This is a genomic window from Bowmanella denitrificans, assembly GCF_002887595.1.
GTDB lineage: Bacteria > Pseudomonadota > Gammaproteobacteria > Enterobacterales > Alteromonadaceae > Bowmanella > Bowmanella denitrificans.
On record NZ_PEBU01000008.1, the window covers coordinates 152784 to 168974 of the forward strand.

General features: G+C 51.4%; 13 protein-coding genes. 2 read left to right on the forward strand and 11 right to left on the reverse strand.

Translation table 11 applies throughout. The features are described from left to right. Window positions 1-3 precede the first annotated feature (3 nt). Genes CSR04_RS15515 through CSR04_RS24975 form a run of 3 tightly spaced genes read right to left on the reverse strand, consistent with a single transcriptional unit; the run spans window position 4 to window position 1778 of the window. Entirely contained in the window at window positions 4-1245 is a 1242-nt protein-coding gene (locus CSR04_RS15515) for an efflux RND transporter periplasmic adaptor subunit (protein ID WP_102797219.1), read from the reverse strand. 36 nt (window positions 1246-1281) lie between these two features. Then, window positions 1282-1617 carry a hypothetical protein gene (locus CSR04_RS15520; protein WP_146027185.1) on the reverse strand — a complete coding sequence of 112 codons (336 nt, stop codon included), beginning with the start codon at window positions 1615-1617 and terminating at the stop codon, window positions 1282-1284. Beyond that, window positions 1614-1778, reverse strand: coding sequence for a hypothetical protein (locus CSR04_RS24975; protein WP_172449386.1), 165 nt, complete (start codon window positions 1776-1778; stop codon window positions 1614-1616). The genes CSR04_RS15520 and CSR04_RS24975 overlap by 4 nt, the downstream gene beginning before the upstream one ends. A gap of 297 nt (window positions 1779-2075) precedes the next feature. Here CSR04_RS24975 and CSR04_RS15525 point away from each other — a divergent pair, with 297 nt between their 5' ends. Beyond that, window positions 2076-2480 (forward strand): ExbD/TolR family protein, encoded by a 405-nt coding sequence (locus CSR04_RS15525; protein WP_102797322.1) that lies wholly within the window; start codon window positions 2076-2078, stop codon window positions 2478-2480. A 2-nt stretch (window positions 2481-2482) separates the two neighbouring features. Here CSR04_RS15525 and CSR04_RS15530 read toward each other — a convergent pair whose 3' ends face one another. From CSR04_RS15530 to ampD, 8 genes are all read right to left on the reverse strand, one after another. Beyond that, window positions 2483-4456 (reverse strand): TonB-dependent receptor plug domain-containing protein, encoded by a 1974-nt coding sequence (locus CSR04_RS15530; protein ID WP_102797221.1) that lies wholly within the window; start codon window positions 4454-4456, stop codon window positions 2483-2485. A gap of 148 nt (window positions 4457-4604) precedes the next feature. After that, window positions 4605-6752 carry a prolyl oligopeptidase family serine peptidase gene (locus CSR04_RS15535; protein ID WP_102797222.1) on the reverse strand — a complete coding sequence of 716 codons (2148 nt, stop codon included), beginning with the start codon at window positions 6750-6752 and terminating at the stop codon, window positions 4605-4607. A 122-nt stretch (window positions 6753-6874) separates the two neighbouring features. Next, complete coding sequence (gene lpdA, locus CSR04_RS15540; RefSeq protein ID WP_102797223.1) at window positions 6875-8296, reverse strand: dihydrolipoyl dehydrogenase; 1422 nt, start codon at window positions 8294-8296, stop codon at window positions 6875-6877. Between the two features lie 193 nt (window positions 8297-8489). Continuing rightward, window positions 8490-10448 carry a dihydrolipoyllysine-residue acetyltransferase gene (aceF, locus tag CSR04_RS15545; protein WP_102797224.1) on the reverse strand — a complete coding sequence of 653 codons (1959 nt, stop codon included), beginning with the start codon at window positions 10446-10448 and terminating at the stop codon, window positions 8490-8492. Window positions 10449-10462: 14 nt separating this feature from the next. Continuing rightward, window positions 10463-13135: a pyruvate dehydrogenase (acetyl-transferring), homodimeric type gene (aceE, locus tag CSR04_RS15550; RefSeq protein WP_102797225.1), complete on the reverse strand. Its 2673-nt coding sequence runs from the start codon at window positions 13133-13135 to the stop codon at window positions 10463-10465. A gap of 83 nt (window positions 13136-13218) precedes the next feature. Further along, window positions 13219-13980 (reverse strand): GntR family transcriptional regulator, encoded by a 762-nt coding sequence (locus CSR04_RS15555; RefSeq protein ID WP_102797226.1) that lies wholly within the window; start codon window positions 13978-13980, stop codon window positions 13219-13221. A 272-nt stretch (window positions 13981-14252) separates the two neighbouring features. After that, the gene (gene ampE, locus CSR04_RS15560) at window positions 14253-15077 is read right to left on the reverse strand and encodes a beta-lactamase regulator AmpE (protein ID WP_102797227.1); all 825 of its coding nucleotides are present in this window, start codon (window positions 15075-15077) and stop codon (window positions 14253-14255) included. Next, window positions 15074-15625, reverse strand: coding sequence for a 1,6-anhydro-N-acetylmuramyl-L-alanine amidase AmpD (ampD, locus tag CSR04_RS15565; RefSeq protein ID WP_102797228.1), 552 nt, complete (start codon window positions 15623-15625; stop codon window positions 15074-15076). Before ampD ends, ampE begins: the two co-directional genes overlap by 4 nt. A gap of 79 nt (window positions 15626-15704) precedes the next feature. Between ampD and CSR04_RS15570 the strand changes: the two genes are divergently transcribed. Then, on the forward strand, window positions 15705-16184 hold the full coding sequence (locus tag CSR04_RS15570) for a retropepsin-like aspartic protease family protein (RefSeq protein WP_102797229.1): 480 nt from the start codon (window positions 15705-15707) through the stop codon (window positions 16182-16184). Window positions 16185-16191 lie beyond the last annotated feature (7 nt).

Genomic DNA, 16191 nt, shown 5'->3' on the forward strand with positions numbered 1-16191 from the left:
CTCCTAGTGGTTATGGCCAGCGCCTTCCAGGCGCTGCATACCTGCGGCCAGGCTTGCTTCTGAATCAAGCAAAAACTGACCTGACACTACCACTTCTTCACCTTCTGCCAGACCAGACAAAATCTCAACCTGCCCTCTGGCCTGCATACCGGTTTGTACTTTTCGCACCGTGAAACTGTCGTCGCTACTTTTAACCACCACACGCTGCCCTTCGCCGGTTTGAATCACTGCCTGCTTATCAATCACTAACACATCGCGTAAAGGGCCACCAAAAATGGCAACATCTGCTGTCATGCCGGGTTTAATGCGCTCAAGAGGATTATTGACACTGAGCCGCACTTTGAGGCTGCGCGTGACCGGGTCCAGTTGGGGGTAGATATAATCAATATTGGCTTCCAGGGCATGTACACCCAATGCCGCCAAACTGATCTCGGCAGGTTTGCCGAGCTTAAGCCAGTCAAACTGACTTTCAAATACGTCGGCTATCACCCAAAGCTTTTGCAAATCGGAAATGGCCAGCATCTCCACATCCGGGGTCACATACATACCGTGTCGAACGTTCAACGCGGTAATAACACCGGATTGCTGGGCATAAAAAGGCACAGTGTAAAGTGCACGACCCGACTTCTCGATTCCGCTTATGACCTTTTCATCAATGCCCAGCAAACTGAGCCGCAATCTGGCCTGCTTCAGCAAACTGGCCCGGGATGCACCAGAGGCGTTGTGTAAGACCTGCAGATAATCATCCTGAGCTACCACCAGTTCCGGCGAATACAGGGTAAACAGCAGTTCCCCCTGCTCGACCCGCTCACCTACGGCATGGGCGGTCAGTTGCTCCAGCCACCCTGATGCCCGCGGGTGCACATGATGAATAGACGATTGATCAAAACTAACTGTGCCCAGTGTCTTGATGTATTTCCACAAATCGTCGCGTTCAACCAATGCTGTTTTCACCGACATGGCCTGTTGAATTTGTCCGCTGACCCGGATCGAGGGTCCATCATCCTCGGCACTGCTGCTCAAGGTTACTGGCTCCAATGCCATACCACAGATGGGGCAGTTGCCCGGATGATCCTTAACGATATGGCTGTGCATAGGACAAACATAACGTACCTGCCCAAAGACCGCATCGACCTGCGATGTGGGACTGTCATGCTGACTTGCATGGTTGTGATGCTGCGCTGCCACAGTGGGACGAATGACCAGTAAGCTGCCAAGCAAACCAGCGAAAATAATTGATTTCATAAATACTCCTGAATAAGCAAAAAAATAGTGACGAGCTTATTCAGTGTTTTTGGGAGGACGAAAAAGCGGGTCCGATTGAATCCAATGGATGGTTTGAAGAAGATGGCTCCTTTCCCCCTGCATAGCGGGAAATAAACCACAGAGATGGCCAAGGGGTAAGGCCGGGCTGACGCAGTGGCTTGCGCAACTGGCCTGATCGCAACCTTCGCAGCATTCAGCATCCGCCGCTTCTGCATCGGCACTTCCATCGCAGCAGTCATGGGACATAGCCATATCTGCACCTTGCGATATCGGCATTGGTGTGACATCGGCCGCCACAGGCCAGGCCGTGGCAAGCATCACTATCAGCATAAAACGGGTAAAAAGTTTCACATGCCCTTCTTGTATTGCCACTTACGCCAATGGGGTTTAAACAGGCTATGGTAAAGCATAACAAAGCCACTCAAGGTAAAAAGCCAGGCGCCTATGGCCAAATTGATTAACAAAGGGTTATTAAAATCCTGTCGGTCTTTAAAGTCCAGAATATGTAACATCCAGAAAAATCAAACAACCGCCAAAATTACATACCAAGCCCTGTTTGAACATTGCATGCAACATAGCAATAACCAGGGACTTTGTGAATCTATCGCAAGGTATCAGCCCACCAGCCTAAAGCTTGCCACTATGTCAGGCTCAAGTACTTTGCGAAAAAAAATCATATATGCATAGCAGGCCAGCAAAATTCACTCTGGTTAACAATTGCACAAAGCAGGGTTTTCATTGAATATAGAAACAGGACTGTTGTGCATATGGTCGGCAACAGGGATAACGATCGACCAACAACGAGGATAATCATGAAGAAGAAACACAATAGAGAGTCTGAAGATGCCAATATTGATATGACGCCGATGCTGGATATCGTCTTTATCATGTTGATCTTCTTTATCGTAACCACGTCATTCGTTAAAGAAAAAGGGCTAATCGTGAATCGTCCTGATGATGCCCAGAAAAGCAATAAACCCAGCAAGAACGTTTCTATCAAAATTGACGCTAATGGCTTTGTTTATATGAATGGTCGGCAGATCGATATTGAACGGGTCGAAGCCAATATTCAGAGTTTTCTGGCGGAAAATATTACCGAAAATGCGGTGATTCAGGCGGACAAAGAAACCAAACATGGTGTGGTAGTCAGGGTACTAGACCAGGCATCCAGGGCTGGCTTGCCAAGACTGTCGGTGATGGTGGATAAGGAATAACACTAAAAGCTCAACTGATAGCCCAGAATAAGTTGCCTGCGTTCCCCCGGCATTGCCAGGTTGCTTAGTCTGGGCTCATAGACCTGATATTGTTTATCAAACAAGTTGGTCAAAGATAGCGTCAACACCTGTTTTTCTTGCCATTGCCAGCGCCCCTGAAAATTGATCAGGCTATAGGCCGACTGATGAAATCCCTGTTCACCCACCGCCGACCGCCACAGGGCATCCAGGTTCAAACTCAGGGATTCCTGCTGATAGCCGAGGCGAAGCTGACCATAGCGTTTGAAGCTGGCATTAAACGGGTTATCGAATAAAAGCGTGTAGTTAAGCTGCCCTTCCCAATGCTCGTTCAGTTTCCAGTTCAGGCTGGTTTCCACACCCCGTATTTCATGCTCATCGGTATTGGCAAAGGTAAAGCGACTGCCTCCTTCCACGGCCACTTTATTAACAAAGTCCTGCATTTTGTTGCGAAACAGCACGGTTTCCCATTGCGTATTGCTGCCCTGCCAGCGCCAGATGGCTTCCAGTGTGGCAATCTTCTCTTGTTGTAACAGAGGATTGCCTTGGGTGACATTGTCACTGGAAAAAAGCTCATTGGTGGTAGGGGTGCGAAAGGCTTCGCCATATTGCAGGCGTAAACTGTGCGTATCGTTAAGCTGATGAATCAGGGCAAAACGTGGTGACCAGTTGGCTGCCAGCCTCTGTACTTTGTCGTAACGACTGCCCAGATACAGCAACCAGTCATCCGCAGCCTGCCACTGTAGTTGCAAATAAGCGCTGCGACTGTTCTGACTGGCCAGCAGACTGTCAAATGCATCCACCTGCCTGAATGCACGAATACCGCCAAGATAAGCACTGTCAGAAAGAACAAACTCTCCGCCCTGCAGATGGGTGGTCAGTGCGCCTGCCTGATGCTGTTCGGCATTTAACAGAATCACCCCGGCATTTAACTCCCAGCCTGGCATCAATGGCTTTAACCAATCTGTACTAAGTTGCAGGTTACGGGTCACCCAATTGGGTCCGTTAAAGAAATCCGCTGCCAGTACTCCAGGTTGCGCTTCCACCAGCAGCCCTGCACTGGCAATGCGGTGTTCGCTAATATCCAGGCTGGAACTCAAAGCGCCGCTGTCATCCTGCCACCAATGTAAGCCTGCTTCCAGGCCCAGATTTTCCGACTCATACCTGTTGTTGTCGCTGGCACCGCCCAGATTGATATAACCATTCATACTGGTTTTATTGTAACGACTACGCAGGTGCCAGCGCTGCCCCTGCACACCAAGTTGTACAAACAGGCTCTGGCGTGGGTCGTCGATAGTCAGATCGTTAAAGTTGTGTGCGGCCCCCCCATGGCGCTGCATATCCAACAATAGTTGCCAATTCAGGCCAGCCCATTGTGGATGTAATGTCAGGGTGGCGCCGCGGCTGGTATTGCTGCCAAGGCGGGCTGAAAGCAGATTTTCGTCCTGGCGGGTGATCAGATTCACTACCCCCATAAAAGCATTACTGCCATACAACGCGGAACCCGGCCCACGAATCACTTCCACCCGCTCAGCCAGGCTTAGAGGAATATAGGGGCTATACACAGACGCCTTACCAAAGGAAATTTCGTTGATACGCTGGCCATCCACCATAAACAGCACATAGCCGTTGTCGAGGTAGACCCCGCGGGCGTGTTCTTTTGGCACCGCGCCCACCCAGTCGCCTCTGGTGACCTGAAAGCCCGGCACATAGTTAAGAAGGTCGTACAGATTGTCGACTGCCAGCCGGTCCAGCATTTGCCGGGTAAACAGAGTCACAGTGGAGGGTGAAGCTTGCAGTGCAACGGATTCTTTGGCGGAGATACTGATCTGTTGCTCCAACAGTTCATCGAAGGTGAGATTAAACAGCGCGTCCACATCCTGAGCTCTGGCGTCCTTACCTATCAGGCTGCTCAGCGAGAACATGGCCAAATACAGGAAAAAACCAACAAAACGCATTGAACAGCTAAACCTTTCAAACCCGCCTTTTGTGAGTCTGTGTCAGAATTAACTAAATTACAACAAACAAAAAGGCGGGCCATTTGGTCCGCCATCAGGAACTGCTTACAGTTTAACGGCAGGATTGTGCAAATCCGGCCGCCCGCGTTTACAGTGACTTAATACCCATATTGTACAAAGCAAAGGAGTACATATCGGCGTAGAGCTCAATTTGCTTGGCGGTAGGGGTACCCGCGCCATGCCCGGCATTGGTTTCAATGCGGATCAGGGTCGGGTTGGTACCGGCCTGCTTGGCCTGCAATTCGGCCGCAAACTTAAAGGAGTGCGCTGGCACCACTCGATCGTCATGATCTCCGGTGGTGACTAACGTGGCAGGATACTGCACACCCGCCTTCACATTGTGCACCGGTGAGTAGCCCTTAAGGTAGCTAAACATCTCTTTGCTGTCTTCTGCCGTGCCATAGTCATAAGCCCAGCCCGCCCCGGCGGTAAAGGTGTGATAACGCAACATATCCAGCACGCCCACCTGTGGAATGGCAACCTTAAACAGCTCAGGACGCTGAGTCATTACCGCCCCCACCAGCAAACCACCGTTCGAACCTCCTCTTACCATCAGGTGGCTGGAGTCGGTGTACTTGTTGTCAATCAGGTATTCAGCGGCGGCAATAAAATCATCAAACACATTTTGCTTTTGCATTTGTGTGCCGGCTTTATGCCATGCTTTGCCATATTCGCCGCCACCACGCAGGTTAGCCACGGCCAGCACGCCGCCCAGATCCAGCCACCCCGCCCAGGCTGGCGAGAAACCAGGGGTAATACTGGCATTAAAACCACCGTAACCATAAAGTTGGGTAGGATTGGTGCCATCCAGCTTAGTGCCTTTTTTGTAGGTGATGATCATAGGTACCTTGGTACCATCCTTGGAATGGTAGAATACCTGTTTGGATTCATAAGCCTCACTGTCAAAGGCAACCTTAGGCCGATAGTACACATCAGATACGCCAGTCTGGGGATCAAAGGCAAAGATGGTGTTTGGCATGGTGTAGTTGCCGAAATAGTAGTACACCAGTTTATCTTCTTTCTTGGCCCCAAAGCCGCCGACACTGCCGACACCCGGCAGTTCTACGGTACGCACCTGTTTGCCCTGAAAGTCATACTGAATAACCTTGGAAATGGCATCCACCATGTACTCAGCGTACAGATACCCCGCGCCGGTATTGATGGTCAGAACATTTTCGGTTTCAGGAATAAAGTCCTGCCAGTTTTCCACCCCAGGGCTGGCAGCGCTGACCTTAACAATTTTTTTGTTCGGCGCATTGAGGTTGGTCACCAGCAGCAGCTCCTCACCCAGACTTTCTACCACCGAGGTATCTGAGTCGGTGTGATCAAGCACGGTGACCAGCTCACTGTCTGGTTTTTGCAAATCACGGATATAGAGTTTGTTGCCCGAGGTGGATACCGCGGCTTCCACCACCAGATATCTGTCATCTTCGGTTACGTAAGCGCCAACATAGCGATGCTTTTCAGCCTCTGTACCACCATACACCAATTCATCATTAGTCTGCGGCTGCCCGAGTTTATGATAGTAGAGTTTATGTTGATCTGTTTTGGCCGACAGCTCACTGCCTTCAGGCTTGTCATAACTTGAGTAGTAGAAGCCTTCATTGCCATACCAGGCGATACCGCTGAACTTGATATCCACCAGTGGCGCTTCCAGCTGTGCTTTGTTTTGAGTATCGATAACAATGACTTTACGCCAGTCACTACCACCTTCAGAGATGGAATAGGCCAGCTTACTACCGTCCTTGGAAAAACTCAGCCCCGCCAGCGAGGTCGTGCCATCCTCGCTGAACTGATTCGGGTCCAGAAACACTTCTGTATTGCCGTCTTTATCGGTTCGATACAACACCGACTGATTTTGCAGACCATCATTTTTAAAGAAATAGGTATAATCGCCTTCTTTAAAAGGGGCACCAACCCGCTCATAGTTCCAAAGCTTGGTAATGCGCTGTTTGGCCTCATCCCTGTATGGTATGTTGTCCAGATAAGCAAAAGTCACCTGATTTTGTGCCTTTACCCATTCGGCTGTTTCGTCACTGCGGTCATCCTCAAGCCAGCGGTAAGGGTCGGCTACCTGCTCACCAAAGTATTCATCTACCTGAGTTGACTGACGGGTTTGGACATAGTTGATTGTCGGCTGCGTGGCCTGCATAGGTTTCTCTGCTGTTTCGCTGGGTGGCTGTGAACAACCAGCCAGCATAGAGGTGGCCAGTAAGGCCGGAAGAAGCTGTTTCATTAAGATTCCCTGTTGTTGTAGTTTTGTGGGCCTTAATTTACCTTGATTGAAAGGTTTTAAAAGCCATAAAAAGCAAAAAGGCACCAAAAAGGTGCCTTCACAAGGTAAAGCAATGCTGACGCTTACTTTTTCTTGGCCTTAGGATTAGGCAAATCGGTAATGCTGCCTTCAAAGATTTCAGACGCCAGACCGATTGATTCATTCAGGGTCGGGTGGGCGTGAATAGTCAGGGCCACATCTTCGGCATCCGCGCCCATTTCGATGGCCAGGCCAATTTCGCCCAGCATTTCACCGGCGTTGATACCGACAATAGCCCCACCTACTACGCGACCACTGTCTTTTTCGAAGATCATCTTGGTCATGCCTTCGGTACGGCCAGAAGCGATAGCACGGCCAGACGCTGCCCATGGGAAGGTGGCAGTTTCAACACTGATACCTTTCTCTTTGGCTTCTTTCTCGGTCAGGCCGACCCAGGCAATTTCCGGATCAGTATAAGCCACAGAAGGAATACAGCGCGGGTCAAAGTAGTGCTTCTTACCGGCAATCACTTCTGCTGCCACATGGCCTTCATGCACGGCTTTATGCGCCAGCATCGGCTGCCCAACCAAATCACCGATGGCATAAATGTGATTAACGTTGGTCTTCATCTGCTTATCAACGCTGATAAAGCCGCGCTCATCCACTTTCACCCCAGCTTTGTCGGCATCCAGCAGGCCACCATTCGGACGACGCCCAACGGCTACCAGAACTTTGTCGTAACGTACTGCTTCGGCTGGGGCTTGTTTACCCTCAAAGCTGACATACAGGCCATCGTCTTTCGCTTCAACGCCGGTCACTTTGGTTTCCAGCATCACGTTAAACTTGTCTTTAACGTACTTCTGATACACTTTGATGATGTCTTTATCAGCCGCAGGTACCAACTGGTCGAGGAACTCAACCACGTCAATCTGTGAGCCCAGCGCTCTATAGACTGTGCCCATTTCCAGACCGATAATACCGCCGCCCAGTACCAGCATCTTCTCTGGAATATCTTTCATTTCCAGGGCGCCGGTGGAATCAATCACGCGCGCATCGTCCTTCGGAATAAATGGCAGCGATACAGGCTCAGAGCCAGCCGCAATAATGGCATTATCGAACTGGATGGTGGTTTTACCCTCTTTACCTTCAACCACCAGCGTATTGCTGCCGGTGAATTTACCATAACCCTGAACGTGCTTAACTTTACGCATTTTGGACATGCCGGACAGACCTTTGGTCAACTGCCCTACCACGCTGTCTTTCCAGGCGCGAACCTTGTCCAGATCAATCTGAGGCTCACCGAAGCTGACGCCATGGGCGGCCATATCGCGGGCGTCATCGATCACTTTGGCCACGTGCAGCAGGGCTTTGGAAGGAATACAGCCCACGTTCAAACACACACCACCCAGGGTATCACGGGCGTCGACGATAACAGTTTCAATGCCTAAGTCAGCCGCACGGAACGCGGCGGAGTAACCACCTGGTCCTGCTCCCAGCACAACCAGTTGCGTTTTAATCTCGCTCATTAGTGACCTCAATCGTTCAGGGGTAAAAGATAAATATTGTTCTATCCGTTTCAGACTGGCGGATTTTAACCAGCCAGCCCGCTATAAGCAAAAACAGACCTTAAAAATCTGACATTCACCGCAGAGACACGATGGGCACAGAATTACGAACGAAAAAGTTCAGTGCTTTGTGTGCCTCTGCGGATTAGCTTTTTTACAGCAGCATCTGGCGAATATCGCCCATCACACTGCTCAGATGCACCGCAAAGCGCGCTGCCAAAACACCGTCAATAACCCGGTGATCATAAGACAGCGACAACGGCAGCATCAGCCGAGGTTCAAATTCCTTACCATTCCATTTTGGCTTGATGTCGCTCTTCGACACACCCAGAATGGCCACGTCCGGCGCATTAACGATAGGCGTAAAGGCCGTTCCGCCAACACCACCGAGACTGGAGATGGTAAAGCAGCTACCCTGCATATCGGCAGCCTTAAGCTTGCCTTCACGCGCCTTGGCGCTGATCTCCATCAGCTCTTCAGACAGCTCCATAATGCCTTTTTTGTTGACATCACGTACCACAGGCACCACCAGACCATTGGGCGTATCCACGGCAATGCCGATATGGATGTATTTCTTCATAATCAGGCTCTCGCCTGACTCTGACAGCGAGCTGTTGAAAACCGGGTAGGCCTTCAGTGCATCCGCCACCGCTTTCATAATAAACACCAGCGGGGTGATTTTGACACCAAGCTTCTTCTTCTCAGCCAGTTGATTCTGTTCCTTACGGAACGCTTCCAGCTCAGTAATATCGGCTTCTTCAAACTGCGTCACATGCGGAATAGTGACCCAGTTGCGATGCAGATTAGGTCCAGACAACTTCTGGATTCGGGTCAGCGCCACTTCTTCCACTTCACCAAACTTGCTGAAGTCAACTTTGGGTGGGGCGATAACCTGCAAGCCACCAGCACCAGAGGATACCGCAGAGCCGGCACTGGCTTTGGGTCTGGACAGCTCGTATTTCACATAAGACTGCACATCTTCTTTAAGAATACGGCTTTTCGGACCACTGCCACTAACCTGCGACAAATCCACCCCAAACTCACGAGCCAGGCGACGCACCGCTGGCGAAGCATGAACTTTACCACTTGGCTTGATTTCACCGGCACTGGGATGATGCGGCACGGGTGGCGGACGTGACGCACTGGCAGGAGCAGCACTGGCTGCAGGCGCTTCTGCCGTTTGTGGCTTAGGCGCTGCCGAGGGCGCAGACGTTGAACCTGTGGTTTCAATCAGCGCAATCAAACTACCCTGACTGACCTTGTCACCGGTTTTAATCTTCAACTCTTTGATGGTACCGGCAAAAGGTGCTGGCACATCCATGGTCGCCTTGTCGGTTTCCAGGGTAATCAGACCGGCTTCGGCTTCCACCTTATCCCCTACCGCGACCAGGACCTCGATAACATCCACATCAGATGCATCGCCGATATCCGGTACCACGACTTCTTTCACTTCAGGCTCACCAGCATGCGTTGCCGCTTGCTCGGCTTTTGCAGCAGGCGCAGCGGAATCAGCAGATGTTGCCTCACCCCCTGTGCTCGCACCCACTTCCAATAACAGAATCAAAGATCCTTCAGAAACTTTGTCTCCGGTTTTGACTTTCAGCTCTTTGATTGTACCTGCCTGTGGCGCTGGTACATCCATGGTGGCCTTATCGGTTTCCAGGGTGATCAGACCGGTTTCCGCTTCCACCTTGTCACCCACAGCCACTAAGACGTCGATAACATCCACATCAGCGGCATCGCCGATATCCGGCACCTTCACTTCAATAACCTGGCTGCTGCCATTAGCTGGTGCGGCAGGAGCCGCTTCTTTTGGCGCGGGTTCGACAGGGGCTTCCTGCTTAGCCGGAGCCTTATCCGCAGAGGCCGCGGCTTCGCCTGCTTCTACCTTCAGAATCAGCTTATCCTGACCAACCTTGTCGCCGACTTTCACCAGAATGTCTTTAACCGTGCCGGCAAATGGTGCCGGAATGTCCATGCTGGCCTTGTCGCTTTCCACCGTAATCAGCGCCTGTTCGGCCTCGATCTGGTCGCCAACGGCAACACAGATCTCAATGACTTCCACTTCATCCCCGCCAACATCGGGAACCAGTACATCTTTCAAATTAGACATGCTCTTCCTCCCTATCAGGCGTATAGCGGGTTAATCTTCTCGGCATCGATACCGAACTTGGCAATGGCATCGCTGACCGCCTTGCGCTCAATCTTACCGGCCTTAGCCAGTTCGTGCAGGCTGGCCACTACAATATAGGCAGCATCCACTTCGAAATGACGACGCAGATTGGCACGGCTGTCTGAACGCCCGAAACCGTCAGTACCCAGCACTTTAAACTGCCCTGGCACAAAGGCACGTACCTGATCGGCGTATGACTTCATATAGTCCGTTGCAGCAATGGTCGGGCCATCCACACCGGCATTCAGCACCTGGGTAATATAAGGCACTTTCTCATCAGCCTGCGGATGCAGCATATTGAAACGTTCACAGTCCAGACCATCGCGGGCCAGTTCGTTAAAGGACGGTACACTGTAAACCTCGGCACTGATACCGTAGTCGGCACTCAGAATGCGCGCGGCTTCCCGTACCTGCAGTAAAATTGTGCCTGAGCCCAGTAGTTTGACGCTGTGCTTGGCCTTGTCAGCCTGCTGGCTTTCCAGCTTATAAATACCTTTGATAATGCCTTCTTCCACACCTTCAGGCATGGCAGGCTGGGCGTAGTTTTCGTTCATTACCGTCAGGTAATAGAAAACATTTTCCTGCTGTTCAAACATACGGCGCATGCCGTCCTGCACAATCACCGCCACTTCATAGCCATAGGTCGGGTCATAGGTGATACAGTTAGGAATACAACCTGCCTGAATATGGCTGTGGCCGTCCTGATGCTGCAAGCCTTCACCATTTAGCGTGGTACGGCCAGCTGTTCCGCCGACCAGGAAGCCACGACATTGGCTGTCACCAGCAGCCCAGGCCAGATCGCCAACCCGCTGGAAACCAAACATGGAGTAGTAGATGTAGACCGGAATCATCGGCAGGTCGTTGGTGGAATACGAGGTACCCGCCGCCAGCCAGGATGCCATGGCACCCAGCTCGTTAATGCCTTCCTGCAGCACCTGGCCTTTCTTATCCTCACGGTAGTAGGCTACCTGATCGGCATCCTGTGGTTCGTATTTCTGCCCCTGGCTGGAATAAATGCCCACCTGACGGAACAAGCCTTCCATACCAAAGGTACGGGCTTCGTCCGGAATAATAGGCACAACCCGCTGACCAACCTGCTTGTCTTTCAGCATCGCGGTCAGTACCCGGACAAAGGCCATGGTGGTGGAGATTTCACGGTCACCGGAGCCTTTGGTAATAGCGTCAAAGGCGCTTAATGCTGGCGCAGGCAGATTTTCGGCACTTTGCGGTTTACGCACCGGCATAAAACCATGCAAGGCCTCACGACGCTCGCGTAGATATTTCATTTCCGGACTGTCGTCGGCAAAACGGAAGTATGGCAGGTCCGCCAGCTTGTCATCCGCAACCGGAATATTGAAGCGGTCACGGAAATGCTTGATGGCATCCATATCCATTTTCTTAACCTGGTGGGCAATGTTCTTGCCTTCACCGGCCGCGCCCATACCATAGCCTTTGACGGTTTTGGCCAGAATCACCTGTGGGCGACCTTTAGTTTCGGTTGCACGTTTATAAGCGGCATACACCTTGACTGGATCGTGACCACCACGGTTCAAACGCCAGATGTCCTCATCAGACATATTAGCCACCATTTCTTTCAGCTCAGGATATTTGCCGAAGAACTTCTCACGGGTGTAAGCGCCACCCTTGGCCTTGTAGTTCTGATATTCGCCGTCCACGGTTTCGTTCATCAGGTCAATCAGCTTGCCGGTGGTATCACGGGCAAACAGCGGATCCCAGTAACGGCCCCACAGTACCTTGAAGACTTCCCAGCCTGCGCCACGGAAGGTGCCTTCCAGTTCCTGCACAATCTTACCATTGCCACGCACCGGGCCATCCAGACGTTGCAGGTTGCAGTTGATCACAAAGGTCAGGTTGTCCAGCCCTTCACGGGCAGCCAGGCCGATAGCACCAAGACTTTCCGGCTCGTCACATTCACCATCGCCGAGGAAGCACCAGACGCGCTGATCTGAACAATCCTTCAGGCCGCGATCGGTCAGATACTTAAGGAAGCGTGCAGTGTATATCGCCTGCATGGGCCCCAGGCCCATAGAAACGGTGGGGAACTGCCAGAAATCAGGCATCAACTTAGGATGCGGATAAGAAGACAGTCCCTGGCCATCGGCTTCCTGGCGGAATAAATCCAGCTTATCTTCGCTCAGGCGACCCTCAATAAAGGCGCGGGAATAGATGCCGGGTGAAACGTGCCCTTGAATAAACAGGAAATCGCCGCCGTCTTTGGCATTGGGCGCGCGGAAGAAGTGGTTAAAGCCCACATCATAAAGCATGGCAGAGGATGCAAAACTGGAGATATGGCCGCCCAATTCCAAATCTTTCTTGGAAGCCCGCACCACCATCATCAGCGCATTCCAGCGGATCGCGCTGCGAATTCTTGCTTCCATGGTCTGATCGCCAGGCATGGTAGGTTCCTGACCAGCCGGAATGGTATTGACATAGGCGGTGGTCGCCGTATAGGGAAGATAGGCGCCACTACGACGGGCCTTCTCGATCAGTGATTCAAGCAGGAAATGGGCTCGTTCGGTACCTTCGTTTTCCAATACCGCCTCGAGTGCTTCAAGCCATTCTTGTGTTTCCTGGGGATCCACGTCTGGCTTAATCAGTTCTGCCATAGCGCTTTCCTTTAATTGGTGAATGAGGGCCAGTGGATAAAGATAGTGTAAAACGCCGCTTTATCCGCCGACATTCTGTTGTTTTATTCTGGCATTTCAATGCGACGCAGAGTGCGCTGCATATTGGTATTCTGCCGGTTTATATTGAGCAGGGTCTCTTCGATAAACGCCAAATGCTCATTGCTGGCCAGCCTGGCCTGGTCAGGGTCACTGGCCACAATCGCATCCAGTATTCTTACCCTTTGTCTGTCTATCTGTTCGCTTACATCCGGGTAAGCCGACAGCACTTCAAGGTTTCGCCTGATGTTATCCTTCAGCAGGGGTTGTAATCCCCTGAAAATATGCAGCATGACCATATTGTGTGAGGCCTGGATCATTTCCAGATAAAAACTGGCCAGCGCAGATGCCTCGGCCTCAATATCCCTCACACTTTGCTCCTGCACCTGCTTAACGGCCGCATAAGCCTGGCGGATAGCCGCAATCTGCCGCTCATCGCCGCGCAGTGCCGCGTAATATGCCGCCATACCTTCCAGTGCTAAGCGGAACTCCAGTAAATCAAACTGGGATTCCGGCCGGGACGCAATCAGCTCCAGCAGCGGGGCATTTTCAAGCAACGCCAGTTTGGTCTGCACAAAAGTGCCACCACCCTGTTTACGCACCACCAGCCCTTTCACTTCGAGCTTTTGAATCGCTTCACGTAACGAAGGACGTGACACGGCAAAACGCTCGGCTAATTCGCGCTCAGAAGGCAAACGCTCGCCAGCGGCAAGCTTGCCGTCGAGGATCATGGACTCAAGCTGTTCCATAATCACTTCAGATAATTTTCTGGCGCGAATTCGTTGCATCAATCTCACAAACAAATGGTAATACCAATTAACCTATTAGCATAGTGCAAAAGCCCAAACAGGTAAAACAAAAGATCCACAGCCTGGCAGCTGTCATCATTTAATCAATAGAGTTACGTTAAATGGGCGAAAAGACTGGCCCAGAAGCAATGGTAAGACCAATTTAATCAAGGAAAATATGCGACGCACCTGAACAACGCACAACTGATCGGATCAGTGTGAAATACGACCTTGGGATAATGGACACAGCCCTCGGCTGTGTCCTGAATTGTCTACCCTACAATACCAGCCAGCGTCAGCACAGCCACTATTACTAACAATAGCATCATATTGCGCTTCACCAACCTGACCATAGTGCATGGCTCATCGGCACAGGTGAGTGTATCCGGTTCAATATACTCCGCCGCTTTTGCAACCTCAGTAGTCAGAGTACGGGCCTGACTGCTGGGGTTAAACAGATGTCCAAGCCACACTGGTAAAGCACGGGAAAAATGCCCCACCACCAGCAGTCCCAGTGTGCCCAATCTGGCCGGTAACCAGTCCAGTCCTTCCATCAGTTTCTGCCAGCCAGCCAATTGCGACCACTGCTGTTGCTTCAGATAGCCCAGCACAGCGCGGCTAAGCACATAAAACATGGCACCGGCGCCACCAAAAACAATAAACCAGATACTGACAGCCATATAATGCCGATAGTTGATCCAGACCAGACACTGACCAAAACTATTACCACTGTCACAGGGGTAACCCAACTGCTCCGCGTACAAGTGGCTGGCTTCGATATCACCACGGCTGGCGGCCTGTAAATACCCCCGGTAACTCTGGCGAAATTCCACACAGCCAATACAAACCATCAGCAATGCACAATCCAGGATCAGTTCAAGCAAAAACGCGTCCAATTGCTGCAGAAGCACAAAAACCAGTAAGGAAGGTAGCAATACCGTGGCCAACAATTGGATAAAAGACGCGTCTTCCTTCAGTAATCCTCTGGCCTGTAAAAAGTGCTGATAACGGGCAACATAAAACTCCCATTGCCAGTACTGACTTTTTTGTGTGGCCCGCTCCAGGGCCAGCACCAACAACAAGCTAATTAATGTCATAACAATTCCCTTAACGCACCACGAAACTTCGGCCAATCAAAGGCAGGCCCCGGATCGGTCTTGCGCCCCGGCGCAATATCACAATGCCCGACAATGCGGCTAAGATTAATAGCCGGACAAATCTGCAATATCGCCTGGCTCAGCCCGACTAGGCTTTGATATTGCTGTTGTTCATATGGCTGATTATCCGTGCCTTCCAGCTCTATACCCAGGCTGAAGTCATTGCAATTGCTCTGCCCCTGAAACACAGATTGTCCTGCATGCCAGGCACGCTCATAAACAGGTACATGCTGCACTATGTGGCCATCACGGTAAATGACAAAATGACTGGATACCTGCAACCCACGCAAGCTGTCAAAACTTGGGTGACACGTACAATCCAATGTACCGCTGAATAACGCTTCAATATAGGGTTGACCAAATACCCCTGCCGGCAACGAGATGTTGTGGATGACCAGCAAGCTAATCGGCAAATGAGCGGGGCGCTGATTAAAATGCGGCGACGGGCAGCGACGGGCTTGCTGATACCAGCCTTGTGCGTCAAACATAGGTGAAATTCCACAAGGGTTTTAGGTACTATAGCGCCACTGAGCACGCCTTGGAACAGGAGACAGTGTGGCGCGTTGGATGTGGATACTGGCCTGGGTCAGTGGTCTGGGGTTGTTAACCTTGCTGTTCGACAAGCAGCTGGCTCGCCAGTTTAACCCCAATGACAACCCTGACAGCCTGGTGCAGGGCAATAGGGTGACGGTGGAGCTGAAACGCAATCGCCAGGGCCATTATGTAACCAGTGGCCTGATTAACGGCCAACCGGTGATATTCTTGCTGGATACCGGTGCCACACAAGTATCGGTGCCACAGCACCTGGCCGCTTATTTAGATTTACAGCCCGGCAGGCGCCATCTGGTGAATACCGCCAACGGCAGAATTGAGGTGGCATCAACCCTTCTGGATAGCCTGCGAATTGGTGATATTGAGCTTAGAAATATCAGCGCCAACCTCAACCCCGGTATGCAATCAGACGATATTCTGCTGGGTATGAGCGCCCTTAAACAACTTGAATTCACACAGTCGGGGGACACATTGACCCTGACCTTTGTCAACTGACGAGACG

Excerpts from the sequence above, each read along its gene's own strand:
- CSR04_RS15515 (WP_102797219.1), bottom strand. The coding sequence starts at position 1,245 with ATGAAATCAATTATTTTCGCTGGTTTGCTTGGCAGCTTACTGGTCATT.
- CSR04_RS24975 (WP_172449386.1), bottom strand. The coding sequence starts at position 1,778 with ATGTTACATATTCTGGACTTTAAAGACCGACAGGATTTTAATAACCCT.
- CSR04_RS15530 (WP_102797221.1), bottom strand. The coding sequence starts at position 4,456 with ATGCGTTTTGTTGGTTTTTTCCTGTATTTGGCCATGTTCTCGCTGAGC.
- CSR04_RS15535 (WP_102797222.1), bottom strand. The coding sequence starts at position 6,752 with ATGAAACAGCTTCTTCCGGCCTTACTGGCCACCTCTATGCTGGCTGGT.
- lpdA (WP_102797223.1), bottom strand. The coding sequence starts at position 8,296 with ATGAGCGAGATTAAAACGCAACTGGTTGTGCTGGGAGCAGGACCAGGT.
- aceF (WP_102797224.1), bottom strand. The coding sequence starts at position 10,448 with ATGTCTAATTTGAAAGATGTACTGGTTCCCGATGTTGGCGGGGATGAA.
- aceE (WP_102797225.1), bottom strand. The coding sequence starts at position 13,135 with ATGGCAGAACTGATTAAGCCAGACGTGGATCCCCAGGAAACACAAGAA.
- CSR04_RS15555 (WP_102797226.1), bottom strand. The coding sequence starts at position 13,980 with ATGCAACGAATTCGCGCCAGAAAATTATCTGAAGTGATTATGGAACAG.
- ampE (WP_102797227.1), bottom strand. The coding sequence starts at position 15,077 with ATGACATTAATTAGCTTGTTGTTGGTGCTGGCCCTGGAGCGGGCCACA.
- ampD (WP_102797228.1), bottom strand. The coding sequence starts at position 15,625 with ATGTTTGACGCACAAGGCTGGTATCAGCAAGCCCGTCGCTGCCCGTCG.
- CSR04_RS15570 (WP_102797229.1), top strand. The coding sequence starts at position 15,705 with ATGTGGATACTGGCCTGGGTCAGTGGTCTGGGGTTGTTAACCTTGCTG.